The organism is Tardiphaga sp. GW821-FHT12E02, from assembly GCF_058807155.1.
In genome coordinates this window covers 2948006-2973732 of record NZ_JBXAQK010000001.1, presented here as the reverse complement: position 1 = coordinate 2973732, position 25727 = coordinate 2948006, and the positions used below count along the sequence as shown (strand labels likewise).

Genomic DNA, 25727 nt, shown 5'->3' with positions numbered 1-25727 from the left:
AAGGGGATGAGCCGTTGTGTCGCGTTTTGCGCGCATGCCATGGCGACTTGGCGCGCGATCGACTACAATTGCAGCTTCACCACCAGAAGGAACCATTGTGTTATCGCTCGAACTCGGGATCGTTGCGGTCCTGATCGTCCTCAACGGCCTGCTCGCGATGTCTGAACTCGCGATCGTGTCCTCCCGCCCTGCCCGTCTCGCTGGCCTCGTCGAAAAAGGCGTCACAGGTGCGCGCCGCGCATTGGCGCTGGCCTCCGATCCCGGCAAGTTTCTCTCCACCGTGCAGATTGGCATCACGCTGATCGGCGTGCTGTCGGGCGCGTTCTCAGGCGCCACGCTGGGTCAGCGTTTGACTGCGGAGCTGCTCGAACTCGGCGTATCGAAAGGCCTTGCCGATACACTCGGCGTCGGCATCGTCGTCTCCATCATCACTTACGCATCGTTGATCATCGGCGAACTCGTACCGAAGCAGATCGCCTTGCGCGATCCCGAGGCGGTCGCGGTTCGCGTGGCGCCGGCCATGGTGCTGCTCGCAAAAATCTCGCTGCCGCTGGTGTGGCTGCTCGATCGCTCGGGCAAGGCGATTCTGTTTCTGCTCGGCCAGCGCGGCGAGTCTGAAGACAAGGTGAGCGAAGCCGAAATCCATACGCTGGTGACGGAAGCGGAAACCGCAGGCGTGCTCGAGCCCGGCGAGAAGGAAATGATCGCCGGCGTGATGCGGCTCGGCGATCTCCCCGTGGGTGCGGTGATGACACCGCGTCATGAAGTGGCGATGATCGATCTCGCCGATCCCATCGAGACCATTCACGCAGAGATCAGCGGCTCGCCGCATTCGCGCTTCGCGGTGTTCGACGGCAACATGGATTCCGCCATCGGCATCGTGCAGGCGAAGGATCTGCTCGGCGCGTTTCTCGCCGGTGGCTCGCCGGATATCCGGGCATTGGTGCGTGAAGCACCTGTCATCCCCGACACGCTGGATGCGCGCGACGTGGTACGGATCCTGCGCGAGTCCGCCGTGCATATGGGCCTTGTCCATGACGAATACGGCACCTTCCAGGGCGTCGTCACATCGGCGGATATTCTCGAAGCCATTGTCGGCGCGTTTCACACCGAGGAAGGCCCGGCCGAACTCGCCTTCCACAAGCGCGACGACGGCTCCTATCTGATCTCGGGCTGGATGCCGGCGCTGGAATTCATGTCGCTGCTGTCGATCGAGCCGCCGCAAGGCTCGCGGCCGTATCAGACCTTTGCCGGCTTCCTGCTCTACGAGTTCGGCCGCATCCCCGATGTGGGCGACGCCATCATCTCGCATGGCTGGACATTCGAGATCATGGATCTCGACGGCCGCCGCATCGACAAGGTGCTGGCGACACGGATGGTCGAGGAAGAGACGGGGTAATACCGTCCCCTCATGGTGAGGAGCGCGCTCTTGCGCGCGTCTCGAACCATGAGAAGGAAGGCTGGGCGTGTGCGGCCATCCTTCGAGACGCCGCGCAAGAGCGCGGCTCCTCAGGATGAGGGGGCGTGGTCGCGGCGCAAGCCGATCATTCGATCGGCTTGTTGAACTTGTTCGACGTCGGCAGGCCCGTCGCCTGACGGCCGGCATCGGCGCGGTTGCCGCGCCATTCCGCCAGTTCTTTCCAGGTCATCGAGCGTTCGCGGTCCGCAGAGTCGCGCCAGGTGAGGCCGGCCTTGGCGTTGAACACCGCCACGTCGGACAGGCCCGCGCTGGTGTATTTCTGCAGGCGCACGCCGCGGCCGCGCGCCATTTCCGGCACGTCGGCAAGCGGGAAGATCACCATCTTGTGGTTGGTGCCGATGACGGCGACCTGATCGGCGCCCTCTTCCACCACCGTCAACACGCGCGCTTCATTGGGCATCTCGACATTGATGATCTGCTTGCCCTTGCGGGTCGCGCTGACGCAATCGTCCTCGCCCACCACAAAGCCCTGGCCGTCATGGCTGGCGATCAGGAACTTGCGACCGCCCTTGTGCACGAACACCGAGACGATGGCGGCATCGCCTTCCATGTCGATGAAGAGACGGATCGGCTCACCATGACCGCGACCTCCGGGCAACTTCGCGACGTCGAGTGTGTAGAAGCGGCCGTTGGTGGCGAGCAGCATCAGCTTGGACGTGGTCTCGGCGAAGAAGGCCTGGCCGAGCTTGTCGTCCTGCTTAAAGGTCAGGTTGGAGAGGTCTGCGACCTGCCCTTTCAGCGTACGCACCCAGCCCTTGTCGGAGATCACCACGGTGACGGGTTCGCGCTCGACCAGCGACTCCTCGAGCGCCGCGAGATCATGCTCCGGTGCATCGGCGAACACCGTGCGGCGCTTGCCGAGCGGCGTCTTCGGGCCGAACATCTCGCGCACGTTGCGCACCTGCTCGCCGACCTTGGTCCACTGCACCGCTTCCGAGCCGAGGATCTCGTTGATCCCCTTCAGTTCGGCGCGCAGCGCCTTGTCTTCCTTCCGGATCTCGAACTCTTCGAGCTTGCGCAACGAGCGCAGGCGCATGTTCAGGATCGACTCCGCCTGCAGCTCGGTGAGGCTGAAGGCCTTCATCAAGACCGGTTTCGGCTCATCCTCGGTGCGGATGATGCGAATGACCTCGTCGATGTTCAGATAGGCGATCAGGTAACCGCCGAGCACTTCGAGCCGATGCTCGATCTGGCCCTTGCGGTGCTGCGAACGGCGCAGCAGCACTTCGCGCAGATGGTCGAGCCATTCGCGCAGGCACTCGGCCAGGCCCAGCACTTTTGGAATGCGGCCCTTGACCAGCACGTTGAGATTCAGCGGGATCTTGCTCTCGAGCTCGGTGAGCTTGAACAGCGACTCCATGACCAGGCCGGCGTCGACATTGCGCGTCTTCGGCTCGATGACGACGCGAACGTCCTCGGCGGATTCGTCGCGGATATCGCCGACCAGCGGCAGCTTCTTGTCGTTGAGCAGTTCGGCGATCTTCTCGATCAGGCGCGACTTCTGCACCAGCCACGGAATTTCCGTGACCACGATATTCCAGGCGCCACGCGCGCCCTCTTCCACCGACCACTTGGCGCGGGTGCGGAACGAGCCGCGGCCGGTCGTATAGGCCTCGGCGATCGATTCCTTGCTGTCGATGATGATGCCACCGGTGGGGAAGTCCGGTCCCTTGACGAAACGCAGCAGCGCCTTCGACTTGGCGTCCGGCTTCTCGATCAGATGCAGCGCGGCGTCGCAAAGCTCGGCAGCGTTGTGCGGCGGGATCGACGTCGCCATGCCGACCGCAATACCCTGCGCGCCGTTGGCGAGCAGGTTCGGGAAGCCGCCGGGCATGACGGACGGCTCTTTGGACTGGCCGTCATAGTTCGGACGAAACTCGACCGCGTCCTCATCGATGCCTTCGAGCAGCAGCCGCGCGACATCGGTCATGCGGGCTTCGGTATAACGATAGGCCGCCGCGCTATCGCCGTCGATATTGCCAAAGTTGCCCTGGCCATCGACCAACGGATAACGCGAGGAGAAATCCTGCGCGAGGCGCACCATGGCGTCATAGATCGCCTGGTCGCCATGCGGATGGAACGAGCCCATCACGTCGCCGACGATCTTTGCCGATTTCTTGAACGGCGTGCCCGGATCGAGCCGGAGCAGGCGCATGCCATAGAGGATGCGGCGGTGAACCGGCTTCAGGCCGTCCCGCGCATCTGGCAGCGCGCGATGCATGATCGTGGAGAGCGCATAAGCGAGATAGCGCTCCTCGAGCGCCTCGCGGAGCTGCACTTCGTGAATTTCAGCCGGCTCCGGCGGAATCAGTCTTTTTCCCATGGCGGGGAGTTAGCGCGCCGTGACGAATCGGGCAAGAAATGAATCAAGAAACAATCGGCGGTCGCCCACCCATTCGGCGTCAGACTTGGCTTCTTGCGGGGGACACAGCGTGGCGCAGCCCATCGATAAGGAGCCCGACCATCCGCTGGGCATGATCAGGCCCCTGGTCATGGGCGCTCATGCACAGGCTGGCGACGGCCCCCAGCAGATCCTTCGGATCGACATCGGTCCGGACGGCGCTCGCCTTTGCCGCAGCTTCGAACAGCGATGTCACAGCCGGATATAGCCGCTTGTCGAAATAGGCCGGCAGGGAATCGAAGGCGGGATCACCAGAATGCAGGGCCGCGGCCAGTCCGCGTTTGGTTGCGATAAACGCTGCATAGCGCTGCATCCACTCCGCCAATGCGTCGAATGGCGCATATTCGGCGGCCAGAACCGGCGCGGCATCTGCGCAGGCATCGATCTCGCGACGGCAAACCGCTGCGATGAGATCGGCGCGCTGGGGAAAGTGGCGATAGAGGGTGCCGACCCCGACGCCGGCCTTCTCCGCGATGTCGCGCACCGGCGCATTGACCCCGGCGTCGGCGAACACCGCCTTGGCGGCCTGCAGCAGCGCATCCAGGTTGCGCTGAACATCGACGCGGACACGCCGCTCGCCGCCCTTCGGAGGATCATCCCCCTCTGCTTTCTGCTCCCGCTTCGTCAACCTGTCGCTCACGATTCTGTTATTTGATAAAACGGAACGTTGTTCCGTATTAATACGGAATGCCGTTCCGCTTTATCCAGATAATGCAGCCGGGCGGTACTGACAACCTCCGACCGTCTCAAGGAGACCAATCATGCAATACCGCACCCTCGGCCGAACCGGCCTCAAGGTTACCCCCTATTGTCTTGGCGCCATGATGTTCGGGGCAATGGGCAACCCGGACCGCGACGATTCCATCCGCATCATTCACAGAGCGCTGGATGCGGGGATCAACTTCATCGACACCGCCGACATGTACAGCCACGGCGAATCCGAAGAGATCGTCGGCACGGCACTGAAGGGACGGCGTGACAGCGTCGTGCTCGCCACCAAGGGCTGGGGCGCGATGGGCAGTGATCCGAACCAGCAAGGCGGCTCACGGCGCTGGCTGACCCGCGCCGTCGAGGATTCCCTGCGCCGCCTGCAGACCGACTATATCGACCTCTACCAGATCCACCGTCCGTCACCGGACACGGATATCGAAGAGACACTGTCGACGCTCACGGACCTGATGCGTGACGGCAAGATCCGCGCGATCGGATCATCGACATTCCCGGCATCCGATATCGTGGAGGCGCACTGGATCGCGGAACGCCGTTCGCTGGCCCGCTTCCGCAGCGAACAGCCGCCCTACTCGATCCTGAACCGCAGTATCGAACGCGAAGTGCTGCCGGCCTGTGAGCGCTACGGCATGGGCGCACTGGTGTGGAGCCCGCTGGCCATGGGTGCGCTGACCGGCCGCTATCGCCGCGGCCAGCAACTGCCGGAAAGCGCGCGCGTGAACTACTTCCCGAAACAGATGGCGGACGAGCGGCGCCTCGACGCCGTCGAACAGTTGGTCCGCATCGCCGAACAAGCGCAGTTGTCGCTGACGCATATGGCGATGGCTTTCACCATCGCGCATCCCGCGGTGACATCCGCCATTCTCGGACCGCGAACGATGCAGCAGCTCGACGACATCCTTGCTGGTGTCGAGCTCGCGCTCGACGACAAGGTGCTGGATCAAATCGATCAGATCGTGCCGCCCGGCACCGATATCGGTGCGCTCGAAGCCAACTACAATCCGCCTGCGGTGATGCAGGCGAGCCTGCGCCGTCGTCCTATCACCGAGCGAGCAGCCGCCTGATGCTTTGCGAGGGCCGGTCATCGCCACAGCGAGGCTGGCCCTAAGCGCCCTCCTGCGTCATCCGCCGGATCACGGCATTGACGAAGCCATCGCGGGCATCGGAATGCCGCTGCCCGCGGGGCTCCAGCACATTGCGCAACAGAAAACGGCCGGTGATGTCGAAGCCATCCCGCAGGTCGCGGTCAGACAAGCCATGGTCCGCGGCATAGGTCCCCCGCATGAATGGCGGCAGTGGCATCAGCTTGTCGCGCCACGGCTCGCCGGCCATGCGCGAGACGGCATTGCCGGATTTCGGCGAGACATAGATCAGGTCGGTCGTGTCGCCGGTGGCAGCGCAGTTTTCGAGATCGAGGCCAAAGCCGAGCTCGGCAAGCATCGCGAGTTCAAAGCGGATGGCGTGGATGGCCGCGACAATCGGATGATCGAAGTCATCGAGGATGTGTTCGAGCATCGCAAAAATATCTTCATGCGGGTCGCGCTCGGGCAGCAGCCGCGCCACCGAGGCGATATGTGTAACGCCGTAGACAGCATGCGACGCGCCAAGCAGCGTCGCTGCGCGCAGTTTGGTGCCCTCGATCAGATAATAGCCGAGCTGCTCGTCGAGCCGCGCGCGCCAGATCGCCTGCACGCTGTTGCCGGGCTGCAGCAAGGGGCGCATCCGCGAACCGGCGCCACCGCGCACAAGACCGAGATGGCGGCCATGGCCGCGCGTCATCAGTTCGACGATGGCGCTGGATTCGCCATGACGCCGCACGCCGAGGATGATGCCTTCGTCGGTCCATTCCATGGGAGAGAGTATAGATTGTAGGGCGGATGAGGCGAAGCCGTAATCCGCCGTTCTTTGGTACAGCACTGGGCCGGCGGATGACGCTTCGCTCATCCGCCCTACGGCCTATGCGTTGAACCAGCTCTTCGCATCGCCGGTGAACGCGCAATACAGCCCCATCGCCGTCAGAATGCACGACACGATCTCGATCGCGCTGTCGAATTGCAGGCCATAGGTGCCCAGCACCTGAAGCAGCGACAGCACCGAAAAGCTCAGCGACACCACCAGCACCCAGCGCGGCCAGCTCTTGCGGCGATAGGCAGCGAGCCAGACCAGATAGACGAAGAACAGCAACATGCACGCCGCGACAAACGTTGCTGCGGCAATCGTGCTGTCAGACAGGTTGGCATCGGCCGTGCGATCCTGAAACGCGATCGAGACGCAATCCAGGATCAGCGACACATAAAGCAGCACTTCGAAATAGAAGACGTTCTTCGGCAGTTCGGCGGGAACGGTCACGGCTGCACTCACACGATCATTCCTGCGGAAATTCGAGGCCCATTTCACGATAGCGATTGGGATCGTCGCCCCAATTCTCGCGCACCTTCACGAACAGGAACAGATGGACGGTGTGCCCGACAATCTCGGTCAGTTCACGCCGCGCATCGGCGCCGATCTGTTTGATCGTCGCCCCGCCCTTGCCGAGCACGATCTTGCGCTGGCTTTCGCGCTCGACAAAAATCGTCTGCTCGATGCGCACGGAATTGTCCTTGCGCTCCTGCCAGCTGTCCGTTTCGACCGTCGACTGATAGGGCAGCTCCTGATGCAGCTGACGGAAGATCTTTTCGCGGGTGATCTCGGCTGCGAGATGCCGCAGCGGTGCATCCGACATCTGGTCTTCGGGGTAGTGATACGGCCCTTCCGGCACATCGGCCGCGAGCCGGCGACGCAGGTCATCGACGCCGTCGCCGGTCATCGCCGAGATCATGAAAGTCTCGTCGAATTTCAGGCGCGCATTGGCATCGGTCGCAAGCTTCAGCAACCGTTCCTTAGCGACGATATCAACCTTGTTGATCACCAGGATCTTCGGATGGTTGACCTTGGACAGCTGTTCGAAGATCGCCTCGGCCTCTTCGTTGATCCCGGCCTTGGCATCGAGCAGCACGCAGACGAGATCGGCGTCATGGGCGCCGCTCCAGGCGGTCTTCACCATCGCACGATCAAGCCGGCGCTTGGGAAGGAAGATGCCGGGCGTATCCACCAGGATGATCTGCGAATGATCCTCGATGACGATGCCGCGGATCAGCGCGCGCGTGGTCTGCACTTTGCGCGACACGATGGTGACCTTGGAGCCGACCAGCGCATTGACGAGCGTGGACTTGCCGACATTGGGCGCACCGATCAGCGCAACAAAGCCGCAGCGTGTGGTCTGCGGGGCGCCTTCGGTTTCGTGGGCAACGTCGTCGTTCAAGTCATCATCCTTCAAGATTTCACGCCTTCGCGCTCTAACATGGCCGTTGCGGCCGCCTTCTCGGCGGCGCGCTTGCTACCACCCTCGCCTTCAGCGGATGCAAGCCCGCTGACATCCACCGCAATTCTGAAATGCGGATCGTGATGCGGGCCGGAGCGGCTGACCTCACGATAGGCCGGCGTCGGCAGGCCGCGGCCCTGCGCCCATTCCTGCAATACCGTCTTCGGATCGCGCAGCGGGCGCACCGGCTTGCGCATGCGCTCCGTCCAATTACGCTGCACGAAGGCTTCTGCGGCAGGATAACCGCCGTCAAGGAAGATCGCGCCGATCACGGCTTCACAGATGTCCCCGAGCACCGACTTGCGCAAGCGCTGGCCGACGCCGGCGCCGACTGAGCCCAGCTTGATCCCGTCCTGAAAGCCAAGAATCCGCGCAACATCGGCGCAAGCTTCCTTGCGCACGAGATCGGCCAGCCGCTTCGACAACTCGCCTTCATCGCCATTCGGGAAGGCGCGATACAGCATGTCGGAGATCACGAGGCCGAGCACGTGATCGCCGAGGAATTCCAAGCGCTGGTAGCTCTCGCTGCGGCTGCGTTGCGACTTCAGCGCCGAGACATGCGTGAAAGCTGTCTCAAGGAGCTGCGCATCCTTGAATTCATGACCGATCCGCGTCTCGATCTCGGCGGCTGCAGCCTTGGCCTCGGCGCGCGCGCGCTTCTTGCGCTGGGCCGCGGTCTCCTTCGGCGCCTCGGGCGCCGGGCTGTGATCGTCGGGTTCCGGCGCTGCCGTCTCGATATTTTTGGTGTGATCGTCCGTCATCGCACGATGGAGAAAATGCGGCTCCAGCGCACGGCGGTCGGCCAGCGCCAGATCTGCCAGGCCTGCTCGCCTTCGGCGATCGAGAAGAAGATCATCTGCGCACGGCCGATCAGGTTCTCGGACGGTACGTAGCCGACGGCCGACTGCACGCGGCTGTCGGTGGAATTGTCACGGTTGTCGCCCATCATGAAGAAGTGGCCGGCCGGCACCTTGTATTCGATGGTGTTGTCGTAGAAGCCGTTGTCGACGCAATCGAGCGTCTCGTAGCTGACATTGTTCGGCAGTGTTTCCTTCCAGCGCTTCACCCGCGCGGTGGCATCGGAGCCGCACGGATCCTCGCCGACGAAATCGCTCAGGCGCTCGCGCTGCACGGGCTTGCCATTGATGTGGAGGAGCCCCTCCTTCATCTGCACGGTGTCGCCGGGCATGCCGATCACGCGCTTGATGTAGTCGGTGGTGTCGTCCTTCGGCAGGCGGAACACGACCACGTCGCCACGGGCGGGATCGGAGCCGAAGATGCGGCCGGAGAAGATATTCGGCGATAGCGGGATCGAGTAATGGCTGTACCCATAGGAATATTTTGACACGAACAGGTAATCGCCAACCAGCAGCGTCGCCTTCATCGAGCCTGAGGGGATGTTGAAAGGCTGGAACAGGAAAGTCCGGATCACCAGTGCGATGAGGAGCGCATTGATGACGACGCGGACGGTCTCGCCGAAGCCGCTTTCAGTCTTGGTCCCCGAAGTCACGCTCATCGCTTTCCCGATTCCCGCGCAAGGGTGCGCAGCTAGCCCTCGCATGTCGCGCCGCAGCGTCAGCCCGGTCAGCAAAATGCATCAATTTCAATTGGTTACAACAAAGTCCTGCCAAGGCTTTTTGAGGGCGAGAGCAAGAATTCGCGGCGGATCGATCTCTCCGCAGGTTTAAACGGTTGTCAGTAGAGGTGCAATGAATTGCCCCGTCACGGCGCGGTGAAGGCTTGGAGCCTATTCGGCGGCCTGCTTGAGGTCAGCCGATGGGGTCTTGGCCTGTTCGGGCTCTGCAGTCGCCCGATCGATACGCATCAAGACAAAGGCAAAGCACGCCAGGAAAACGAAGCCCACGACCGGCATAACCAAGGCAAATATCTCGAAATCGGTCATTCCCGGATCCCTCCGAGTACCAGTTGCCCGATACAATGTATGCCTGCGCTCATGGCGACGCAAATCCCCGCGCCGATTACGATTGCGCTGATCCCCGTCCCAAGCGGCGCTAAACCGTAGAAGAGCGCCAGAGCCGGACCGATGCAGCCCGCGGACAAGAACGCGGCGGCAATCGTGTTCATGAGACCCGCGAGCAATTTCGCCCGCTCGTTTTGCACGACTTTACTCGTCATGGCTTCCCCCGGCAGACCGGAACCATGATTGCACGCCCAGATTGCGGACGTAAATACCGGTTACTAGACCTTCGCCACCGCTGAAATGATCACAAAGGCCTGCGCCAAAGGCCAGTCGTCGGTGATGGAGAGGTCGATTTGAGCGACGTAGCCCGGCGGCGTGAGCTTCTCCAGCCGCGCCAATGCGCCGCCGGTCAGTTTCATCGACGGCTTGCCGCCCGGCAGGTTGATCACGCCCATGTCGCGCCACCAGACGCCTTGGCGGATGCCGGTGCCCAGCGCCTTTGACATCGCCTCTTTGGCGGCGAAGCGCTTGGCATAGGTGGCGACCACCATCTTCTCGCTCTTGGCGCGGCGCTGGGCGCGGGCGCGCTCTGCGTCGGTGAAGATACGGTCGAGGAAGCGATCCCCATGGCGCTCAATCACCTTGGCAACACGGGTGATGTCGATGAGGTCCGAGCCGATACCGATGATCATGCGCTACCTCGCTTGGCGACGCCCTTGTCCATCGCCGCGCGCATCCGTTTCACGGTTTCCGACAGGCCGACGAACAGCGACTCACCGATCATGTAGTAGCCGATGTTCAACTCCATGATTTCGGGAAGAGCCGCGATGGTTTCGGCGGTGGCGTAATCGAGTCCGTGGCCGGCATGAACTTCGAGGCCAGCGGATTTCGCAAGCTTTGCGCCTGCCGAGATGCGCTGCCATTCGCTCTCCGCCTTGATCAATTCGCCATCGGTGATGGCATCGCACCAGGCGCCGGTGTGGAGTTCGATGACTGGCGCTTTCAGCTTTGCGGCCATTTCGATCTGCTTCGGATCGGCAGCAATGAACAGCGAGACGCGGACGCCGGCATCGTTGAAACGCGCGATGGTCGGCTCCAGCGAGTCGCGCTGGCCGACCACGTCGAGGCCGCCTTCGGTGGTGAGTTCTTCGCGCCGCTCCGGCACCAGGCACACGGCATGCGGCTGCACGCCAAGCGCGATGCGCACCATGTCCGGCGTCGCCGCCATCTCGAAATTCAACGGCTTGGAGATCTCGGCCTTCAGCCGCTCCATATCGGCATCGCGAATGTGGCGGCGGTCCTCGCGCAGATGCGCGGTGATGCCATCGGCACCGGCGGCAATGGCTTCGAGGGCCGCACGCACGGGATCCGGGTGCTTGCCGCCGCGTGCGTTGCGCAGGGTTGCGACGTGATCGATATTGACGCCAAGGCGGAGAGACGAGGACGGCATGTCAGGCTTTCGCAAGCGGGTGTCGAGAGCCCCTTCTAGCAATACGCCGCCGTCATTGCGAGGCGTGGCCGCCATGCATCGCGACTACAGCAGCCCCAATTCGCGCAGCTCGCGGCGCATCGGCTCGGGCATCGCCTCGATGCTGGCAGCGGCCTTGCCGAGATCAGGTGGCGCGTCCTTGTCCGTGAGATAGCGCCAGCCCTGAAACGGGCGCAGCGGACGCGGTGCCACCGTGACCGGCTTCGGCTCCATGATCAGCCGGCAGCGATTGATGCCCTCGCCGTCACGAAACGGCTCGATGGCGAGAATTTTTTCGCGCAGCGCGATCTCGCCACGGATCACCCAATAGAGCGATCCGCCGTCGAGCAGTTCGGCATCGCGCTTCGGCACCATGCGGGTGACATGGATATGCTGCTGCTTCTCGCCGCGCGCCTTGGCGGCGCGCATGCGTTCAGCGAGATAGCTCTTGAAATCCGCGATGGATTCACAGCCGACGGCGAGTTTGACGAGGTGCAAGGGCATAGGCGTGAGATCGGAACCGGAACGCGGTCTTACAAGCTGTTATCCACCGCTCAGTTATCCGCCTGCGGTGCGCCGGGCGCAAGCTGAACGGGCGCCGCCGGGGCAGCCGCCTGTGGACGGGGCGCTGCCGGAGCCGCCTCTTTCGGCGCGGCCTGCTTCTTTGGCGCCGGTCGCGGCGCGGCCTTGGCATCCGCAGCGGGAGCCCTGACCGGCGTATCGGTCATGATCGAGATCGGCGGTATCGACGAGGACGACGGGAATTCGGCATTGGTCGGCTTGCCCGTCGGCAACGACGGCGGGAGGCCAGAGAGCGATGCGACGCCTGGAACCGCTGATGCCGCGACCGCTGCCGGCGGCGCGTTCCATGCCGGCGCATAGCGTGTCAGCAATCCCTCATAGAAGCGCTCGCCCATATTGGAGGCGACCTGCTTGTAATCGGGAATGGACGGAAAAGCGAAGCACGCGTCGGGCCTGCAACGATCGCGCGACTGCAGAATATAAGCGACAAAACCGTAGCGATCGCGCTCCACCGCATTGCGCAGTGTGGCGAGATCCGGCGGCGCCTGTCTGTTCGCGTTCCCGACATCGCCATAGGATGTCAATCGGTCTACCAGAGCAGCGGTCGCCGAGACAGCAGCAGCAACCGTATCCGGCGAGGCGAAAAGCGATTTCTCGCAAGCCGCGAGCACCATCTCGCCGGCGAGTTCGTCGAGACAGGACAGCACGGGCAGCGTCGTGGTGAGCTGCGGTGCTGCCACTGGCGTCGGAGCTGCCGCTTTCTGGGCAGGCTCGGCCCCGCGCAACACAACCGTCGCAGCGACGCCGACTGCCAGCAGCGCGATCATGGTCAGCGCGCCATTCGCAACCGACTTCTCCGCACGCAACAGCGCAACAAGCACGATCAGACCGAACAACGCGGCGACGCCGAGAGCGAGCCACATGGGCAATGAGGCCGAACGCCAGAGTTGATCGAGCGAGCTCGCCCAGGCCGCATTCATTTAGAAGTCCCCAAAAATCTAATATCGCATCGTCAAGCAGATACGGCTGCCATGCACCCGCAATATGCTGTTGTTATGGCGACGATATCGGCCGGAACAAGAGCGGATCGCAGGGTACGCGATCACTCTTCCTCGAAGCGCGGGATCAGAAGGGTTTCGGCGAGCCCCTCTTCCGTCCACTGCCGGAACGCTGCGTTGGCCTGCATGGTGTCCATGTACGCGCGTGCCGCGGGCGATACCTCGATGGCGTAGCTGCGGAAACGATGCACCACCGGTGCATACATCGCGTCAGCGCCGCTGAAGGTGCCGAACAGATACGGCCCCGCCGCGCCATAGCGCGCACGGCACGACACCCAGATTTCGTCGATGCGCGCGACATTGGCCTTGGCGTCATCGGACAACGGCTTCGCCTTGACCGGGCGATGCAGGTTCATGCCGCATTCGTTGCGCAGCGGCATGAAGCCGGAATGCATCTCGGCCGAGATCGAGCGCGCATGGGCGCGCTGCGCAACATCCTGCGGCCACAGCTTCGCCTCGGGAAAACGCTCCGCGGCATATTCGATGATGGCAAGCGAATCCCACACGGTGATGTCGCCATCGACCAGCGCCGGCACCTTGCCAGACGGCGTCACGTCAAGAATGCGTTGCTTGTCGGCGGGCCCGGTATAGAGCGGAATGACGACTTCCTCGAATGGGATGCCGACGCCTTTCAGGGCAACCCACGGGCGCATCGACCACGACGAATAGTTCTTGTTACCGACCACCAGCTTCAGCGACATCACCTACTCCCTGCAAGGCGGGTAAAATGCCATGTGGACGGCTGCGCTGCAATCAAGTTGGGCAAGACCAACCGTTGCCGCCTGCGAAGCGAAGTGGCAGAACCGCCACCTGAGACATTGGGTGCTGCATGCCGAACTATACCTGGATCGACGCTTTCGCGCTGGGCTTCTTCATTCTGGAATGGGCGGCCTATGCGATCACGCTCGAGCACAGCAAATATGGCCGCGACAGCCTGTCGGCGCGCATGCACGCCTATCGCGAAGTCTGGATGCGCCGCCTGCTCGCGCGCGAGGCGCGGATCGTCGATACGCATATCCTGACATCGCTGCAGAACGGCACCGCGTGGTTTGCCTCCACCACGCTGATCGCCATCGGCGGCGCGCTGGCGCTGCTGCGCGCCACCAACGAGGTCATGCCGATCATGGCCAATCTGCCAATCGGCTTCAACGCATCGCCCGGTCTGTGGGAGATCAAGTGTTTCGGGCTGATCCTGATCTTCGTCTATGCGTTCTTCAAATTCGCCTGGGCCTATCGGCTGTTCAACTATGTGGCGATCCTGGTCGGCGCGATGCCATTCGCGGTGGATCGCCACACGCCGGAGGCCGAAGCGCATGTGATGCGCACGACAAAAATGTTCGGGGCGGCGGCGCGGCATTTCAACCGCGGCCAGCGCGCGTTCTTCTTTGCGCTCGGTTATCTCGGCTGGTTCGTGAGCCCGTGGGTGTTCATCGTCTCCACCGCCGCCGTGGTCATCGTCACCTGGCGACGTCAGTTTGCGTCGAGTGCCTGGCTCGCCATGGGCGAAGGTTTGCAGGCCACGAAGAAGACGCTCGCCGACGGCAAAGCTAACTCCCAAAATCCTGCGGCGTGAACGGCAGGTCGAGCACGCGCCACTCATTGTATTTGTCCGCCGGCAGCATGGAATAAGGCTGGCAGGCTTCCAGCCCCTGTTTGGCAGCTTGCAACAGCAATGCCGCCTTGGCCGGCCGGCGCACCTCGATCACCGTCGGCTCGGCCACAAGGCGCCCATCCGGCGTCAGCATCGCACGCAGCTTCACCATGGCATCGTCATTGCGCGCCACATTGGCGGGCAGTTTCAGGCAGGTCTTGAGGTGGCGATGAAACGCCGCGATATCGGTCTTGGCGACATCCGCCTGCTCACTCGCGGGAGCACCGCCGAAACCGGGCAATCCGAGCATGACGCCGTATTTGACGGTGATGTCCGGATCGGGCTGTGGCGGCGCCTGCGCGGCCGGAGGGGGCTGCGATTGTGGAGCCGACTGAGGCTGCAAGGCAGCCTGCTGCTGCGGTGCCGGCTGCTGCTGAGCAGACTGTTGCTGCGCGGGCGGCGCTGCAGCTGAAGATGACGGCTGGGCCTGTTGTTGTGGCGGCGGGGATTGAGGCGCTTGCTGGGACTGTTGCTGCTGGGGTGGCTGTTGCGGCGGCGGCGCTTCCGGCTTTTGTCGCTGGGCGCTTTGCGGCTCGGATTTCTGCTGCGACGATTGCAGTTTGGCCGTGGCAGCAGCCGCCTCTTTCTGCTCCTCCAGCGTCGGCCGCGTGGTCAGGTCAGGCAGGCGGAATTCGGGCTGTGCGGGCTCGGGCTTTTTTTCCGGTCCTGGCTCCGGTTTCGCCTGCTCAGCCTTTTTCTCGGCCTCAGCGAGTTCCTGCGGCGTCACCAGATCGACGCTGACATTGTCCTCGTGCGGCTCCATCGGCTTGGCGTCAGCGAAATACACCCCCGCGGCCAGGGCCAGATGACCGAGCACCGAGGCGGCGATGGCTGCGCGAATGAGGTGCCGAGGTTCCATGAACTTGAAGATTTGGACTTGAAGACAATCTGTACGCCAGAGGTGTGATATTAGCTCCGGTCACCTGCGGGCGCCATGTCCCCGATGACACAGCTTGCGCGCGGATGCGGGATCGGCGATGCCAAGGCATGGCCAAATCAGAATCCAAAGCTCCAAAGAAATCCCCCGCTGCACCGCCCAAGGCTGCGAAGCCCAAGCCTCAGCCGCTTGACGAGCGCATCCTGGCTATCCTCGGCCGCGATCCGTCTCGTTCTCTGAGCGGGCCGGAAATCGCTCATCTCATTGAGCCCGAAGGCGACTGGCATTCCCAGTTGCCCCCCATCCGCCGCGCGGCGGTGAAGCTCATGCTGGACGGCCGACTGGTAATCTATCGCAAGGGCAAGCCGGTCGAAGACCCCGAGGATTTCCGCGGCGTGTATCGACTGGGGCTGCCGAAAGACGCGCAGGACGAAGCCGACTCATAAGCCAGATTCATTGACTCAGAAATATGGTTATATTACCATAATTCTGTGATCGATCTGCTACCTCGGATGAAGCCTTTGGTCTTCGTTGGCTCGAGCCAGAAGGATCTGCGAGCATTCGCCGCGGCTGTCCGCAGAGATGTCGGTGTGGCGCTTTTCGACGCAAAGCTTGGCGTTCACCCTCACAATGCCAAACCACTTAAAGGCATGAGTGGCGTTCTGGAAATTCGTGACAGCTATGATGGCGACACATATTGCGCAGTCTACACGGTTCGCTTCGAAGGCATTCTGTATGTGCTTCATGCGTTTCAAAAGAAGTCGATCAGCGGAATTGCGACACCGCAACGGCATATCGATCTGATCAGGGATCGCGGATGACTAACAAAAAAACTTCGCCCGCTTTTACGAAAGGCTCCGGCAATGTATTCGCCGATCTCGGCCTGCCCGATGCCGAAGAGCTTCATTTGAAGGCCGCGCTTGTATTCGAGCTGAAGCGTCTCATCGCGGAGCGTGAGATGACACAGACAGCCGCAGCCGAACTGATCGCGATGTCGCAGCCCGATCTATCGAAATTGCTGCGCGGCCAGCTTCAGCTGGCGTCGGTCGAAAAACTCATGCGGATGCTGACCGCGTTTGACCAGGACATCGAGATCACCATTCGCCCCCGTCGCAGGCGCGGCGAAGCCGGACGGATCACCCTTATCCCGGCCGCATAGTTACTTTTTCGGCCCCGGCAGCAATTCGCTGGTGCGGCCGGCGAGCCGGTAGCTCAGCAATCCGACCCATTCATGCATGGCATTATCAGCGCGAGAAAGGCCATCGGCGGCATCATCGAAGGTCTCGAGGGCATCGATCCATCCGCGCGTGCGCCAGTCAACCGGATAGGCTTCGACGTCGAATCCGGCCTTGCGAAACACGCCGATCGAGCGTGGCATGTGCCAGGCCGAGGTGACGAGCAGCCAGCGCTCGCCCGGCTTGGGATTGACGAGACGCCTGGTGAAGGCGGCGTTCTCCTCGGTGGTGCGGCTGTCGGTTTCGAGCACGACCCGCTCCGGCGCGACGCCAAACCGCCGCAACACGTCGCCAGCCGCTGGCGCCTCGGACAGCCCCTGTTCGAGCAGACTGCTGGCGCCGCCGGTGAAGACGATCCTGGCCTGGGGATAACGGCGCGCCAGCTCCAGCATCGCCGTGACGCGCTCGCCCGCCGAGTTGAGTTCCAGCGATTTGCGAGCCACCGTGGAATCGGAATCGATGGTGCCGCCGAGCACGATAATCCCATCCGGAGCACGACCGTCGTCCTGCCATTTCGGGAAGCGCTCCGTGAGCGACAGCAACATCACATTGCTCAGCGGCGAGTAGCCGAGCACGAGATAGAGCAAGACCCCGAAGCTGACTAACCAGGTGCCCATCCGATGCCGGTTCAGCATCACCAGCGCAAGGCCGATCACACACAGCACGGCGATGATGTTTGACGGCTGCGTGAAGAAGCCGAGAATCTTGGAAGCATAAAAGAACATCATCAATCCGATGGTGAGCGCAAAGCTCTGGAATGGCCGATCCGGTCTGCGGGATCAATGAGGCAAATGCACGTTCATCGGCACCACCGCACCGTCAGTCCCATTTCGGTGCGAAACCGTAGTCGGTCAGGCGGCCATCCGATCGGCTCAGGGCGGAGATGGCCACCATCTCGTCTTCGGACAGCATAAAGTCGAAGATGTCGATATTCTCCGACAGGCGCTCGACTTTCGAGGTGCGCGGAATCGCAACGACGCCCTGCTGCACCAGCCAGCGCAGGCAGACCTGCGAAGCGCTCTTGCCATGCGTCCTTCCGATGGCAGCGAGGGTTTCATCGCCGCGGACATGGCCTTTAGCGATTGGGCTATAGGCAACCAGCGCGAGGCCGTTATCACTGCAGGCTGCGCGCACTTTCGCCTGATCGAGATACGGATGATACTCTACCTGGTCGCAGACCAGCGGCTCAGGACAGGCCGCAACAGCCTGGTCGATGAGAGCGACCGTAAAATTCGAGACACCGATGTGCTTTGCCAATCCCATGCGCTTGGCGTGGGCGAGCGCACCGAGCGTCTCCTCCAGAGGTACATGCGCGCTCGGCCAGTGCAGCAGCAGCAGATCGACCTCGGTCATCCGCAGCCGCGTCAGGCTCTCCTTCACCGAGCGCTCGAGATTATGGGGCGCGAAATGCGTGGTCCAGATCTTGGTCGTGACGAAGATCTCGCTGCGGGCGACATGCGACGCGCGGATGCCGTCGCCGACATCGCGCTCGTTCTCATAGACCTGTGCGGTGTCGATATGGCGATAGCCGAGCTTGATCGCCTGCTCGATCACCCGCGCGCAGGTGCGGCCGCGTAATTCCCAGGTGCCAAGCCCGATCGCCGGGATACGGGCGCCATTTGCTTCCACGAACTGCACGTCGTCCTCCTTTCGAAGGAGCTACGTTATGCGCCGCGGGCTTGTCCGGCGCTGTCCAGGCCAACGCCCATCCGGATCAGGCGTTCAGACGTCCGCCGGCGCAAGTGCCGCAAACACAGTATCAGGCGCGTGGGCGATGACAGTCAGCAGCGCACGCGCCGGGCCACGCGGGCTACGCTTGCCCTGCTCCCAGTTGCGAATGGTCTCGACCGGTACGCCGAGGCGCGCCGCAAATTCGATTTGGGTGAGCTGGGCGCGGCGGCGCAGATCGCGGACTTCCGGGTCACAGGCGCGCGTCTCGACGGGCTCGGCAGCAACAGGCATCGCCGGCGCCAGGGGGACCTCGTCCCCGTCGCGCAATTCCACGATCCGTCCGTCAGCCTTCAATCGCAAGCGCATGTCCGACCTCTCTGCGGCGATGGTCGGGCAATACCGTTAAGGAGGAATGAAGGGCTGACTACTTCAGCCCGAACCACAGCGTCGCGATACCGAGAAACGAGAAGAAGCCGACCACGTCGGTCACTGTCGTCACGAAGGTGCCCGAGGCCACCGCCGGGTCGGCCTTCACGCGGTCCAGCGCCATCGGGATCAGGATGCCACCAAGGGCGCCGGCGACGAGATTGGTGATCATCGCAAGCGCAATGACGATGCCCAGACCCGGCGTCTTGAACCACAGATAGGCGGCAATGCCGGTGATCAGCGCGAAGGCGATGCCGTTCATCAGGCCGACCAGCGCCTCACGCGTGATGATGCGGACGGCATTGTTGGGATTGAGCTGACGCGTCGCCAGCGCGCGGACGGCTACCGTCATGGTCTGGGTTGCGGCATTGCCGCCCTGGCTCGCCACGATCGGCGCCAGTACGGCAAGCGCCACCATCTGCTCGAGCTGGCCCTCGAACAGGCCAAGCACCGACGATGCCAGGAAGGCCGTCGCCAGATTGATCAGCAGCCACATGAAACGGGCGCGGGCAATGGTGAGGAAGTTATCCGACAGTTCTTCGTCGGAGGTCACGCCACCCAGCGCCTTGACCTCCTCGTCGGCGTCCTCCTCGATCACGTCCACCACGTCGTCGATGGTGATAACGCCGACGAGACGGTTTTCCGGATCGACCACCGGCACCGAGACCAGATTGTACTTGCCAAACAGGTGCGCGACATCGCTCTGGTCATCGAGCACCGAGACCCGGCGGCGGTCCTCGTCGATCAGGTCGGCTAGCGGCACGGGACGGCGGGCACGCAGCAGCGTGTCGAGGGACACGGCGCCCTGCCAGCGCTGGTCGGCGTCCACCGCATAGATCTCGTAGAAACGCTCCGGCAGGTCCGGTGTCTCGCGCATATAGTCGATGGCCTGGCCGACATTCCAGTCCGGCGGGACGGCGATGAAATCGGTCTGCATCCGCCGACCGGCGGAGTCTTCCGGAAAGGTCAGGCTGCGCTCGATCGCGACGCGTTCGGACAGCGGCAGCTTTTCGAGGATCTCGTCCTGGACGTCCTCATCGACGCCTTCGAGAAGCTCGACCGCATCGTCGGAATCGAGGTCGCGGACGCCCTCGGCGACCGTCTCCGGCTCCAGTTCCTCGAGCAATTCCTCGCGAACGGAGTCATCCACCTCGTTCAGCGCGGAGAAGTCGAAATCGGCCTTGGTCAGTTCGATCAGGCGGACGCGCTCGTCGGGCTCCAGCGCCTCGATGAGGTCACCCAGATCGGCCTCATGCAGTTCGCCGACGATCTCGCACAGGAACACCGTGTCCGCCGACTGAACCGCCCGCGAGATCGCCTCGACGAATTCAGGACGGATGTTCCCCTCGCCATCGCGCATCGGCAGTTGGTCGAGGATCGAGGGATCCGAAACGGCTGTCATGGCGAGCTCGACGTCGTCAGTCATGTCGGACCTCGCCTGACCCATGTGGAATGCGAATGGCGCAGTTTCGGTGGAAATGCGCTATTCCAACCGAAAGCATGCGTTCTTGTCTGGCAAGTGCCAGTGCCGGGCGCTGGATGCAATCGGAAATATCGGGCCCACGGAATCGTCGGCAGGAAAGTGAATTGATCGTGTTGAAGCTTGCCCTGGCTGCGCTGATTGCCTCGACGATTGCGGCACATGCCGACAACTGCCCCACGCCAAACGCCCTCGGGACGGCGCGTGTGCTGACAGTCGATCCAAAAGCCTATCCGCGCGTCGGCACCCAGAGCTTCCCGGAAACGCTGCCACTGCAGGACCGCGAGGTCGTGCTGACCTTCGACGACGGACCCAACCCGCCGACCACCTCGAAAATCCTGGCGGCACTCGCCAAGGAATGCGTCCGCGCGACCTTCTTCATGATCGGCCAGAGTGCCGCCGCGCATCCGCAACTGGTGAAGCGGATGGCTGCCGAGGGGCATACGATCGCTCATCACACTTTTGCGCATGCGGACCTGAAGAAGGTCAGCCATGAAAAGGCCGTCGAGCAGATCGACCGCGGCATCTCCGCGGACGAAATGGCCCTCAACGGCAAGGCGACCACGGTGCCGACGACGCCATTCTTCCGCTTTCCCTATTTCGAATCGACACCAGCGCTGCTGGATATGCTGCAATCACGCCGGATCGCGGTGTTCGGGGCGGATTTCTGGGCCAGCGACTGGAACCCGATGACACCGCAGCAGCAGCTCGACCTGATCACCAGCCGGGTGAAGGCCGCCGGCAGGGGCATCATCCTGTTCCATGATACCAAAGGCCAGACCGCCGCGATGCTGCCCGATTTCCTGCGCTATCTCCGGGACAACAATTATAAGGTCGTGCATATCGTACCGCCGACCGCTGGCCCCCGCCCCGCCTCTCAATAGGCACAGATCGAACGATCCGGCCGGCAGCCGCTCATAGTTAACAATGCCTTTACGGCCGCGCCGGTAACTTCCGGACGAAACAGACCGGAAGATTGATTGCGTGATTGATCAAGCGAACACTGGACAGCGGGCACGACGGGTGCCGTATCTCGGCATGCTCATGGGTCTGGCGCTGCTGTCGGCCGCGCCCGCATTCGCCGATACCTGCAACAATCCTGATGCGCTCGGCACCTCGCGTACCATCGTGGTCGATCCCCGCGAATATCCGCGTATCGGCACGATGCAATACGCCAACACCCTGCCGCTGCGCGACAAGGAAGTCGTGCTGACCTTCGACGACGGCCCGATCCCGAAATATTCGAACCAGATCCTCGACATCCTCGCAGCCGAATGCGTGAAGGCCACCTTCTTCGTGGTCGGCCGGATGGCGAAGGAGTTTCCGGATGGCGTGCGCAAGCTGATCCGGCAGGGCCACAGCGTCGGCACCCACAGCGAAAATCATCCGCTCAGCATGAACCGGATGCCGATCGAACAGGCGCAGCAGGAAATCGAGGAAGGCATCGCCAACACCAAGGCGGCGCTCGGCGACGAGACACAGCTCTCGCCATTCTTCCGCATTCCCGGCCTGCTGCGTGCCAGCGTGGTTGAGGACTATCTGGCCTCACGCGGCATCCAGACCTGGAGCGCGGATTTCCCGGCCGACGACTGGCGCCATGTCTCCTCCCAGACCGTGCATAACCTCGCCCTGTCCCGCCTGAAGGCGAAGGGCAAAGGCATCCTGCTGCTGCACGACATCCAGCCGCGCACCGTGGCTGCCCTGCCCGGCATTCTCCGCGACCTCAAGGCCGGCGGCTATCGCATCGTGCATGTGGAAGCGGCGACGCCCGACAAGCCGAAGACGCCAACGGTGCCGCAGGACTGGCAGTTGCATCCGGTTTCCGAGACCGTCGCGATCAGGCATTGGCACAAGATTCCGCGCTTTGCCTTCGCACATCTCGACATGCTGCCGGCACCGGAGATCACAACCTCCGACCAGATGCTGTCGCTTACGGAGAATTTCGAGCACATCCGCCGGCCACGCGGCACGACACCCCTGCCCGCACAGGCACCATGGCCACGCGTCGCGAGCATTCCGGCGATGACGGCGATCGATGCACTGCCGGTACCGGGAGAATCCCTGTTCGACATCGCCGAGCGGCGCAACAAGCCCATCAAGGCGCTGGTGCGGCTGCCGCATCACGCGGATAATGACGGCATCGCGCGGCTGATCTCACGCGATGCAAACGCAGCCAAGCAGACCATTCCAGGCGCGATCCCGCCGGGACTCTCGCCCACGGCAGCGGCTGCGCCGCGCTAGCGCGTGGCCTGCATGAAGCACAGCGTAACGCCGGGACCGGCCGTGTAACGGAAACGCCGGTCCCCGGATTGCGCTTCGCTTCATCCAAGCTACGCGCTTTAGTCCGTCACGATCTTGGCGATGCACAGCACGGCAATGATGGCGAGGAAGAACAGGTCGATATAGGCCTTCATCTCGCCGGCCTGACGCTGATTGACCACATCGCTGACGGTCGCCTTGCGATTGGCGACGGCGGCCGGACCTTCTCCGGCAAGCCCACCGAGACGCCGGGTTTCCAGCTCGAGCTTCTGGATCGCCTTGAAGAACACGAAGCTCCGCAAGGCCGAAATCGCCCGCATGCCCGCATAGGCCAGCACGAGGCCTGCAATGATGGCGCGCTGCTGATAGGTCCCGATGAAATTCAGGCTGAAATAAACCAGCGCCAGAAACGCGAAATTGGCAGCGGCGCGATAGATATAGCTCAGATATTTCATGGGGGCTCCGGACGACCGATGCGCCGCGCGATCATCGCGTGCCGGGGTCGCGGCGGCACTGCTAACGGTAGATCGTTACGGGAGCACTAAACCAGAATGACAACTGCGACGGAATAAGCGATTTCGCTGTTGTTTCGAGATGGCCTCAGCGCGGTACGGCCGGCCGTCCGAACGACGACCTGTTCGATCCCTCCGCACGCCTGCCGGCCTGCGCGGGCACAAGCGTCACGGCATCATGGTCAGGCGTCTCGAGATAAGCGCGCTGATGCGGCAACGCTTCCGGCATCTGCTCTTGCAGAAACGCCAGCAGTTTTTCGCGGATCTCGCAGCGCAGGTCCCATGACTGCGGCGCGTTGCGGGCACTCACCAGCGCGCGCAATTCAATCGTCTGCGGATGGCTATCGACCACCTGCAGATTGACCACCGCGCCATCCCACAATTCGGTTTCCTTGACCGCCTGTTCGAGATGCTTGCGGATGCGCGGCACATCGGCGCCGTAGTCCACATGCAGCTTGATGGTGCCGATCAGCGACGCCGCGTCGCGGGTCCAGTTCTGGAACGGCTTTTCGATGAAGTAGGACAGCGGCACGACCAGGCGCCGCCAGTCCCACAGCCGCACGACCACATAGGTCGAGGCGATGTCCTCGATCCAGCCCCACTCGTTCTCGATGATGACCGCATCCTCGATGCGGATCGGCTGGGTGATCGCGATCTGGACGCCGGCGATGAGGTTGCTGAGCAATGGACGCGCAGCAAGACCAACGATCAGGCCGGCGGCACCAGCCGAGGCGAACAGGCTGACGCCATATTGGCGGACGGATTCGAACGTCATCAGCGCGGTGGAGACCGCGATGATGGTGATCAGGATATCCAGCACCCGCTTGAAAACGCGCACCTGGGTGACGTGTTTGCGGGCACGATAATTCTCGTCGATATCGATCTCGTGGCGCTCGAGATAGCGGGTGGCGGCGAGATCGACGGCGCGCATCGACAGCCATCCCACCAGCGCAATGGTCGCGACCACGAAGAACTGCGCGAGCCGCTGCCGCGCCCCCTCATCGAACGGCGCCAGCGGCAGCACCAGCGCGACGGCCAGCAGGCAGAGCGCGAGCCGCGCCGGCCCCGTGGTGCGGTTGAGAAACGTCACGCCGAAAGAGCGTTGGCCCACAGCTCGGCGCGCCAGCAGCATCGCCGTCTTGTGGACCGCCAGCGCCACGACGATTGCCAGCATGATCAGCCCGAGCCCTGCCATCCAGGCGGGAACCCAGCCGAACAGACGCTCGAATGTGTCGATCAGATCCATATGCATTCCGGTTTGGAACCCCGTCCGCGGCAACGCGGGGCGCACCGGGTGGTGCCAGCGGTAAATGCAGTGCAGCATCTCGCTCCATGCAATGCACACAACCCGCCGCTTGACTCGCAGGCAGCTGCCGACATACGTGCTGGCCTCACAGGGGATCGCCCCTGTCGTAAGCGTTAACGTCAATCAACGTGCTCGGATGCGGTCCGCATTGCGCGGCCGCTGCAAAGAAGCACGTCGATATGAACCAGAACGCCCCTCTCCGCGCCAAGCCTGCGCCGCTGGCGCCCCATGATCGCAACAGCCTGCTGCGGCATGTTGCTATCGTGTTTTTCGGCTTCCTCTCGGTCGGCCTGCCGCTGCCGCCGATTGCGCTCTATCTGCATGATCAGCTCGGTTTCGGTGCAAGCGTCATTGGCTTCGCCATCGGCCTGCAATCCGTCGTCACCGTGCTCACGCGGCATCGGGCCGGTACGTTGTGCGATCATCGCGGCGCGCGTTCGGTGATCCGCTTCGGCCTTCCGCTCGGAGTCGCCGCCGGCCTGATCTACCTCACCGCAGCGCTGCTGCCGGTGCCTGCGATCGCCAAGCTCGCAATACTTCTGGTCGGCCGCGTCGCGCTCGGTTTTGGCGAAAGCCTGTTCATCACCGGTGCCATGAGCTGGAGCATCGGGCGGCTCGGCCCCCATCGCACCGGCCTTGTGATGTCATGGCAGGGCATCGCGATGTATGCCGCCATCGGCTTCGGCGCCCCGCTGGGCCTCGCCATCTACAGCAGCGTCGGCTTTGCCGGCGTGGCGATCACCGCAGCGATATCACCGCTGATCGCACTCGCCATTGCCGCCACCATTCCCGATGTGCCGGTCAGCGGCAGCGTCGAGCGTACGCCGTTCTACAAGGTGATCGGCCTGATCTGGCGTCCGGGCACGATCCTGTTTCTGTCCACGATCCCGTTTGCGGGACTCACCAGCTTTCTCGCTCTCACTTATGCGGCCCGCGGCTGGTCCGGCGCCGGCACCGCGCTGGCAGTGTTCTCCACCGGCTATATCGCCGTGCGGCTGATCGGCAGCCATTGGCCGGACCGGTTCGGAGGGACGCGCGTCGCTGTCGTGTCGCTGGTGATCGAGGCCAGCGGTCAGGTGATGATCTGGCTCGCGCAGGATTCATGGATGGCGCTGGCCGGCGCCCTCGTCACCGGCATCGGTTTCTCGCTGATCTTCCCCGCCATGGGCGTCGAGGCAACCCGCCGCGTCCCGATCGAACAGCGCGGCCGGGCGGTGGCGAATTTCATCGCGTTCTTCGATCTGGCCATCGGCGTGACGGCGCCGGCGGTCGGCTATGCGGCTGGCTTGTTCGGTTACGGGGCGGCATTTCTGATCGGTGCGGTGGCAGCGATGGGCGCGCTGCTGCTGGCGGCGCGCAGCTAAGTTTTC

Annotated in this window: 30 protein-coding genes; 9 read left to right on the top strand and 21 right to left on the bottom strand. The window is 63.0% G+C overall.

Features of this window, described 5'->3' with window-relative positions:
- Window positions 1-97 precede the first annotated feature (97 nt).
- Window positions 98-1399, top strand: coding sequence for a hemolysin family protein (locus AC1RQ5_RS13935; RefSeq protein ID WP_493199663.1), 1302 nt, complete (start codon window positions 98-100; stop codon window positions 1397-1399).
- Window positions 1400-1544: 145 nt separating this feature from the next.
- Here the strand turns inward: AC1RQ5_RS13935 and parC are convergent, their stop codons facing one another.
- Together parC and AC1RQ5_RS13925 are read right to left on the bottom strand one after the other, a co-directional pair.
- Window positions 1545-3803, bottom strand: coding sequence for a DNA topoisomerase IV subunit A (gene parC / locus AC1RQ5_RS13930; RefSeq protein ID WP_493199662.1), 2259 nt, complete (start codon window positions 3801-3803; stop codon window positions 1545-1547).
- Between the two features lie 79 nt (window positions 3804-3882).
- Window positions 3883-4509 (bottom strand): TetR/AcrR family transcriptional regulator, encoded by a 627-nt coding sequence (locus tag AC1RQ5_RS13925; protein WP_493203423.1) that lies wholly within the window; start codon window positions 4507-4509, stop codon window positions 3883-3885.
- A 133-nt stretch (window positions 4510-4642) separates the two neighbouring features.
- Between AC1RQ5_RS13925 and AC1RQ5_RS13920 the strand changes: the two genes are divergently transcribed.
- Window positions 4643-5674, top strand: a complete 1032-nt coding sequence (locus AC1RQ5_RS13920) for an aldo/keto reductase (RefSeq protein ID WP_493199660.1) — start codon at window positions 4643-4645, stop codon at window positions 5672-5674.
- A gap of 40 nt (window positions 5675-5714) precedes the next feature.
- Here the strand turns inward: AC1RQ5_RS13920 and recO are convergent, their stop codons facing one another.
- The 12 genes from recO to AC1RQ5_RS13860 all read right to left on the bottom strand — a co-directional run bounded on the left by recO (window position 5715) and on the right by AC1RQ5_RS13860 (window position 13641).
- Window positions 5715-6461, bottom strand: a complete 747-nt coding sequence (gene recO / locus AC1RQ5_RS13915; protein ID WP_493199658.1) for a DNA repair protein RecO — start codon at window positions 6459-6461, stop codon at window positions 5715-5717.
- Window positions 6462-6566: 105 nt separating this feature from the next.
- Window positions 6567-6971 (bottom strand): hypothetical protein, encoded by a 405-nt coding sequence (locus AC1RQ5_RS13910; RefSeq protein ID WP_398475335.1) that lies wholly within the window; start codon window positions 6969-6971, stop codon window positions 6567-6569.
- A 4-nt stretch (window positions 6972-6975) separates the two neighbouring features.
- Window positions 6976-7911 (bottom strand): GTPase Era, encoded by a 936-nt coding sequence (era, locus tag AC1RQ5_RS13905; RefSeq protein ID WP_493199656.1) that lies wholly within the window; start codon window positions 7909-7911, stop codon window positions 6976-6978.
- 11 nt (window positions 7912-7922) lie between these two features.
- Window positions 7923-8732, bottom strand: coding sequence for a ribonuclease III (rnc, locus tag AC1RQ5_RS13900; RefSeq protein WP_493199654.1), 810 nt, complete (start codon window positions 8730-8732; stop codon window positions 7923-7925).
- Entirely contained in the window at window positions 8729-9487 is a 759-nt protein-coding gene (gene lepB, locus AC1RQ5_RS13895; RefSeq protein WP_398475339.1) for a signal peptidase I, read from the bottom strand. Before lepB ends, rnc begins: the two co-directional genes overlap by 4 nt.
- Before the next feature lie 231 nt (window positions 9488-9718).
- Window positions 9719-9874, bottom strand: a complete 156-nt coding sequence (locus AC1RQ5_RS13890) for a hypothetical protein (RefSeq protein ID WP_493199652.1) — start codon at window positions 9872-9874, stop codon at window positions 9719-9721.
- Window positions 9871-10107, bottom strand: coding sequence for a hypothetical protein (locus tag AC1RQ5_RS13885; RefSeq protein ID WP_493199650.1), 237 nt, complete (start codon window positions 10105-10107; stop codon window positions 9871-9873). Before AC1RQ5_RS13885 ends, AC1RQ5_RS13890 begins: the two co-directional genes overlap by 4 nt.
- A 63-nt stretch (window positions 10108-10170) precedes the next feature.
- Window positions 10171-10584 carry a holo-ACP synthase gene (gene acpS / locus AC1RQ5_RS13880; RefSeq protein WP_493199649.1) on the bottom strand — a complete coding sequence of 138 codons (414 nt, stop codon included), beginning with the start codon at window positions 10582-10584 and terminating at the stop codon, window positions 10171-10173.
- The gene (locus AC1RQ5_RS13875) at window positions 10581-11342 is read right to left on the bottom strand and encodes a pyridoxine 5'-phosphate synthase (protein ID WP_493199647.1); all 762 of its coding nucleotides are present in this window, start codon (window positions 11340-11342) and stop codon (window positions 10581-10583) included. Before AC1RQ5_RS13875 ends, acpS begins: the two co-directional genes overlap by 4 nt.
- Before the next feature lie 84 nt (window positions 11343-11426).
- Window positions 11427-11864, bottom strand: coding sequence for a DUF1489 family protein (locus AC1RQ5_RS13870; protein ID WP_493199646.1), 438 nt, complete (start codon window positions 11862-11864; stop codon window positions 11427-11429).
- A gap of 50 nt (window positions 11865-11914) precedes the next feature.
- The gene (locus AC1RQ5_RS13865) at window positions 11915-12862 is read right to left on the bottom strand and encodes a hypothetical protein (RefSeq protein WP_493199645.1); all 948 of its coding nucleotides are present in this window, start codon (window positions 12860-12862) and stop codon (window positions 11915-11917) included.
- Between the two features lie 122 nt (window positions 12863-12984).
- Window positions 12985-13641: a glutathione S-transferase family protein gene (locus tag AC1RQ5_RS13860; RefSeq protein ID WP_493199643.1), complete on the bottom strand. Its 657-nt coding sequence runs from the start codon at window positions 13639-13641 to the stop codon at window positions 12985-12987.
- A gap of 128 nt (window positions 13642-13769) precedes the next feature.
- Here AC1RQ5_RS13860 and AC1RQ5_RS13855 point away from each other — a divergent pair, with 128 nt between their 5' ends.
- Entirely contained in the window at window positions 13770-14513 is a 744-nt protein-coding gene (locus AC1RQ5_RS13855) for a DUF599 domain-containing protein (RefSeq protein ID WP_398475352.1), read from the top strand.
- On the opposite strand, the gene AC1RQ5_RS13850 is transcribed toward AC1RQ5_RS13855, so the two are convergent.
- The gene (locus AC1RQ5_RS13850; protein WP_493199641.1) at window positions 14488-15450 is read right to left on the bottom strand and encodes a hypothetical protein; all 963 of its coding nucleotides are present in this window, start codon (window positions 15448-15450) and stop codon (window positions 14488-14490) included. The two genes, AC1RQ5_RS13855 and AC1RQ5_RS13850, sit on opposite strands and share 26 nt — an antisense overlap.
- 128 nt (window positions 15451-15578) lie before the next feature.
- Here AC1RQ5_RS13850 and AC1RQ5_RS13845 point away from each other — a divergent pair, with 128 nt between their 5' ends.
- The 3 genes from AC1RQ5_RS13845 to AC1RQ5_RS13835 are packed head-to-tail and all read left to right on the top strand — an operon-like array spanning window position 15579 to window position 16627.
- The gene (locus tag AC1RQ5_RS13845; RefSeq protein ID WP_493199639.1) at window positions 15579-15914 is read left to right on the top strand and encodes a DUF3253 domain-containing protein; all 336 of its coding nucleotides are present in this window, start codon (window positions 15579-15581) and stop codon (window positions 15912-15914) included.
- A 45-nt stretch (window positions 15915-15959) separates the two neighbouring features.
- Complete coding sequence (locus AC1RQ5_RS13840) at window positions 15960-16289, top strand: type II toxin-antitoxin system RelE/ParE family toxin (RefSeq protein WP_493199638.1); 330 nt, start codon at window positions 15960-15962, stop codon at window positions 16287-16289.
- Complete coding sequence (locus AC1RQ5_RS13835; RefSeq protein WP_398475360.1) at window positions 16286-16627, top strand: helix-turn-helix domain-containing protein; 342 nt, start codon at window positions 16286-16288, stop codon at window positions 16625-16627. The genes AC1RQ5_RS13840 and AC1RQ5_RS13835 overlap by 4 nt, the downstream gene beginning before the upstream one ends.
- Here the strand turns inward: AC1RQ5_RS13835 and AC1RQ5_RS13830 are convergent, their stop codons facing one another.
- From AC1RQ5_RS13830 to mgtE, 4 genes are all read right to left on the bottom strand, one after another.
- On the bottom strand, window positions 16628-17428 hold the full coding sequence (locus AC1RQ5_RS13830) for a YdcF family protein (protein WP_493199637.1): 801 nt from the start codon (window positions 17426-17428) through the stop codon (window positions 16628-16630).
- A gap of 94 nt (window positions 17429-17522) precedes the next feature.
- Window positions 17523-18341 carry an aldo/keto reductase gene (locus AC1RQ5_RS13825; protein ID WP_493199636.1) on the bottom strand — a complete coding sequence of 273 codons (819 nt, stop codon included), beginning with the start codon at window positions 18339-18341 and terminating at the stop codon, window positions 17523-17525.
- Window positions 18342-18425: 84 nt separating this feature from the next.
- Entirely contained in the window at window positions 18426-18740 is a 315-nt protein-coding gene (locus AC1RQ5_RS13820) for a helix-turn-helix domain-containing protein (RefSeq protein ID WP_493199634.1), read from the bottom strand.
- Between the two features lie 58 nt (window positions 18741-18798).
- Window positions 18799-20202 carry a magnesium transporter gene (gene mgtE, locus AC1RQ5_RS13815; RefSeq protein ID WP_493203422.1) on the bottom strand — a complete coding sequence of 468 codons (1404 nt, stop codon included), beginning with the start codon at window positions 20200-20202 and terminating at the stop codon, window positions 18799-18801.
- A 185-nt stretch (window positions 20203-20387) separates the two neighbouring features.
- On the opposite strand from mgtE, the gene AC1RQ5_RS13810 reads away from it, so the two are divergent.
- Both AC1RQ5_RS13810 and AC1RQ5_RS13805 read left to right on the top strand, forming a co-directional pair.
- Window positions 20388-21164, top strand: coding sequence for a polysaccharide deacetylase family protein (locus tag AC1RQ5_RS13810; protein WP_493199633.1), 777 nt, complete (start codon window positions 20388-20390; stop codon window positions 21162-21164).
- A gap of 154 nt (window positions 21165-21318) precedes the next feature.
- On the top strand, window positions 21319-22521 hold the full coding sequence (locus AC1RQ5_RS13805; protein WP_493203421.1) for a polysaccharide deacetylase family protein: 1203 nt from the start codon (window positions 21319-21321) through the stop codon (window positions 22519-22521).
- A gap of 98 nt (window positions 22522-22619) precedes the next feature.
- On the opposite strand, the gene AC1RQ5_RS13800 is transcribed toward AC1RQ5_RS13805, so the two are convergent.
- Together AC1RQ5_RS13800 and AC1RQ5_RS13795 are read right to left on the bottom strand one after the other, a co-directional pair.
- Entirely contained in the window at window positions 22620-22994 is a 375-nt protein-coding gene (locus AC1RQ5_RS13800; protein WP_493199631.1) for a hypothetical protein, read from the bottom strand.
- 145 nt (window positions 22995-23139) lie between these two features.
- Window positions 23140-24297: a mechanosensitive ion channel family protein gene (locus AC1RQ5_RS13795; protein ID WP_493199630.1), complete on the bottom strand. Its 1158-nt coding sequence runs from the start codon at window positions 24295-24297 to the stop codon at window positions 23140-23142.
- A 239-nt stretch (window positions 24298-24536) separates the two neighbouring features.
- Here AC1RQ5_RS13795 and AC1RQ5_RS13790 point away from each other — a divergent pair, with 239 nt between their 5' ends.
- Window positions 24537-25721: an MFS transporter gene (locus AC1RQ5_RS13790; RefSeq protein WP_493199628.1), complete on the top strand. Its 1185-nt coding sequence runs from the start codon at window positions 24537-24539 to the stop codon at window positions 25719-25721.
- The last annotated feature ends 6 nt before the right edge of the window (window positions 25722-25727 follow it).

Bases quoted from the DNA above. Each gene is read 5' to 3' on its own strand.
- AC1RQ5_RS13920 (WP_493199660.1), top strand. From the start codon at position 4,643: ATGCAATACCGCACCCTCGGCCGAACCGGCCTCAAGGTTACCCCCTAT.
- AC1RQ5_RS13890 (WP_493199652.1), bottom strand. From the start codon at position 9,874: ATGACCGATTTCGAGATATTTGCCTTGGTTATGCCGGTCGTGGGCTTC.
- AC1RQ5_RS13795 (WP_493199630.1), bottom strand. From the start codon at position 24,297: ATGGATCTGATCGACACATTCGAGCGTCTGTTCGGCTGGGTTCCCGCC.
- AC1RQ5_RS13860 (WP_493199643.1), bottom strand. From the start codon at position 13,641: ATGTCGCTGAAGCTGGTGGTCGGTAACAAGAACTATTCGTCGTGGTCG.
- AC1RQ5_RS13820 (WP_493199634.1), bottom strand. From the start codon at position 18,740: ATGCGCTTGCGATTGAAGGCTGACGGACGGATCGTGGAATTGCGCGAC.
- AC1RQ5_RS13805 (WP_493203421.1), top strand. From the start codon at position 21,319: ATGCTCATGGGTCTGGCGCTGCTGTCGGCCGCGCCCGCATTCGCCGAT.
- AC1RQ5_RS13830 (WP_493199637.1), bottom strand. From the start codon at position 17,428: ATGTTCTTTTATGCTTCCAAGATTCTCGGCTTCTTCACGCAGCCGTCA.
- mgtE (WP_493203422.1), bottom strand. From the start codon at position 20,202: ATGACAGCCGTTTCGGATCCCTCGATCCTCGACCAACTGCCGATGCGC.
- AC1RQ5_RS13790 (WP_493199628.1), top strand. From the start codon at position 24,537: ATGAACCAGAACGCCCCTCTCCGCGCCAAGCCTGCGCCGCTGGCGCCC.
- AC1RQ5_RS13845 (WP_493199639.1), top strand. From the start codon at position 15,579: ATGGCCAAATCAGAATCCAAAGCTCCAAAGAAATCCCCCGCTGCACCG.
- rnc (WP_493199654.1), bottom strand. From the start codon at position 8,732: ATGACGGACGATCACACCAAAAATATCGAGACGGCAGCGCCGGAACCC.
- lepB (WP_398475339.1), bottom strand. From the start codon at position 9,487: ATGAGCGTGACTTCGGGGACCAAGACTGAAAGCGGCTTCGGCGAGACC.
- AC1RQ5_RS13865 (WP_493199645.1), bottom strand. From the start codon at position 12,862: ATGAATGCGGCCTGGGCGAGCTCGCTCGATCAACTCTGGCGTTCGGCC.
- AC1RQ5_RS13850 (WP_493199641.1), bottom strand. From the start codon at position 15,450: ATGGAACCTCGGCACCTCATTCGCGCAGCCATCGCCGCCTCGGTGCTC.
- AC1RQ5_RS13855 (WP_398475352.1), top strand. From the start codon at position 13,770: ATGCCGAACTATACCTGGATCGACGCTTTCGCGCTGGGCTTCTTCATT.
- AC1RQ5_RS13885 (WP_493199650.1), bottom strand. From the start codon at position 10,107: ATGACGAGTAAAGTCGTGCAAAACGAGCGGGCGAAATTGCTCGCGGGT.
- AC1RQ5_RS13875 (WP_493199647.1), bottom strand. From the start codon at position 11,342: ATGCCGTCCTCGTCTCTCCGCCTTGGCGTCAATATCGATCACGTCGCA.
- parC (WP_493199662.1), bottom strand. From the start codon at position 3,803: ATGGGAAAAAGACTGATTCCGCCGGAGCCGGCTGAAATTCACGAAGTG.
- AC1RQ5_RS13870 (WP_493199646.1), bottom strand. From the start codon at position 11,864: ATGCCCTTGCACCTCGTCAAACTCGCCGTCGGCTGTGAATCCATCGCG.
- acpS (WP_493199649.1), bottom strand. From the start codon at position 10,584: ATGATCATCGGTATCGGCTCGGACCTCATCGACATCACCCGTGTTGCC.
- AC1RQ5_RS13835 (WP_398475360.1), top strand. From the start codon at position 16,286: ATGACTAACAAAAAAACTTCGCCCGCTTTTACGAAAGGCTCCGGCAAT.
- recO (WP_493199658.1), bottom strand. From the start codon at position 6,461: ATGGAATGGACCGACGAAGGCATCATCCTCGGCGTGCGGCGTCATGGC.
- AC1RQ5_RS13800 (WP_493199631.1), bottom strand. From the start codon at position 22,994: ATGAAATATCTGAGCTATATCTATCGCGCCGCTGCCAATTTCGCGTTT.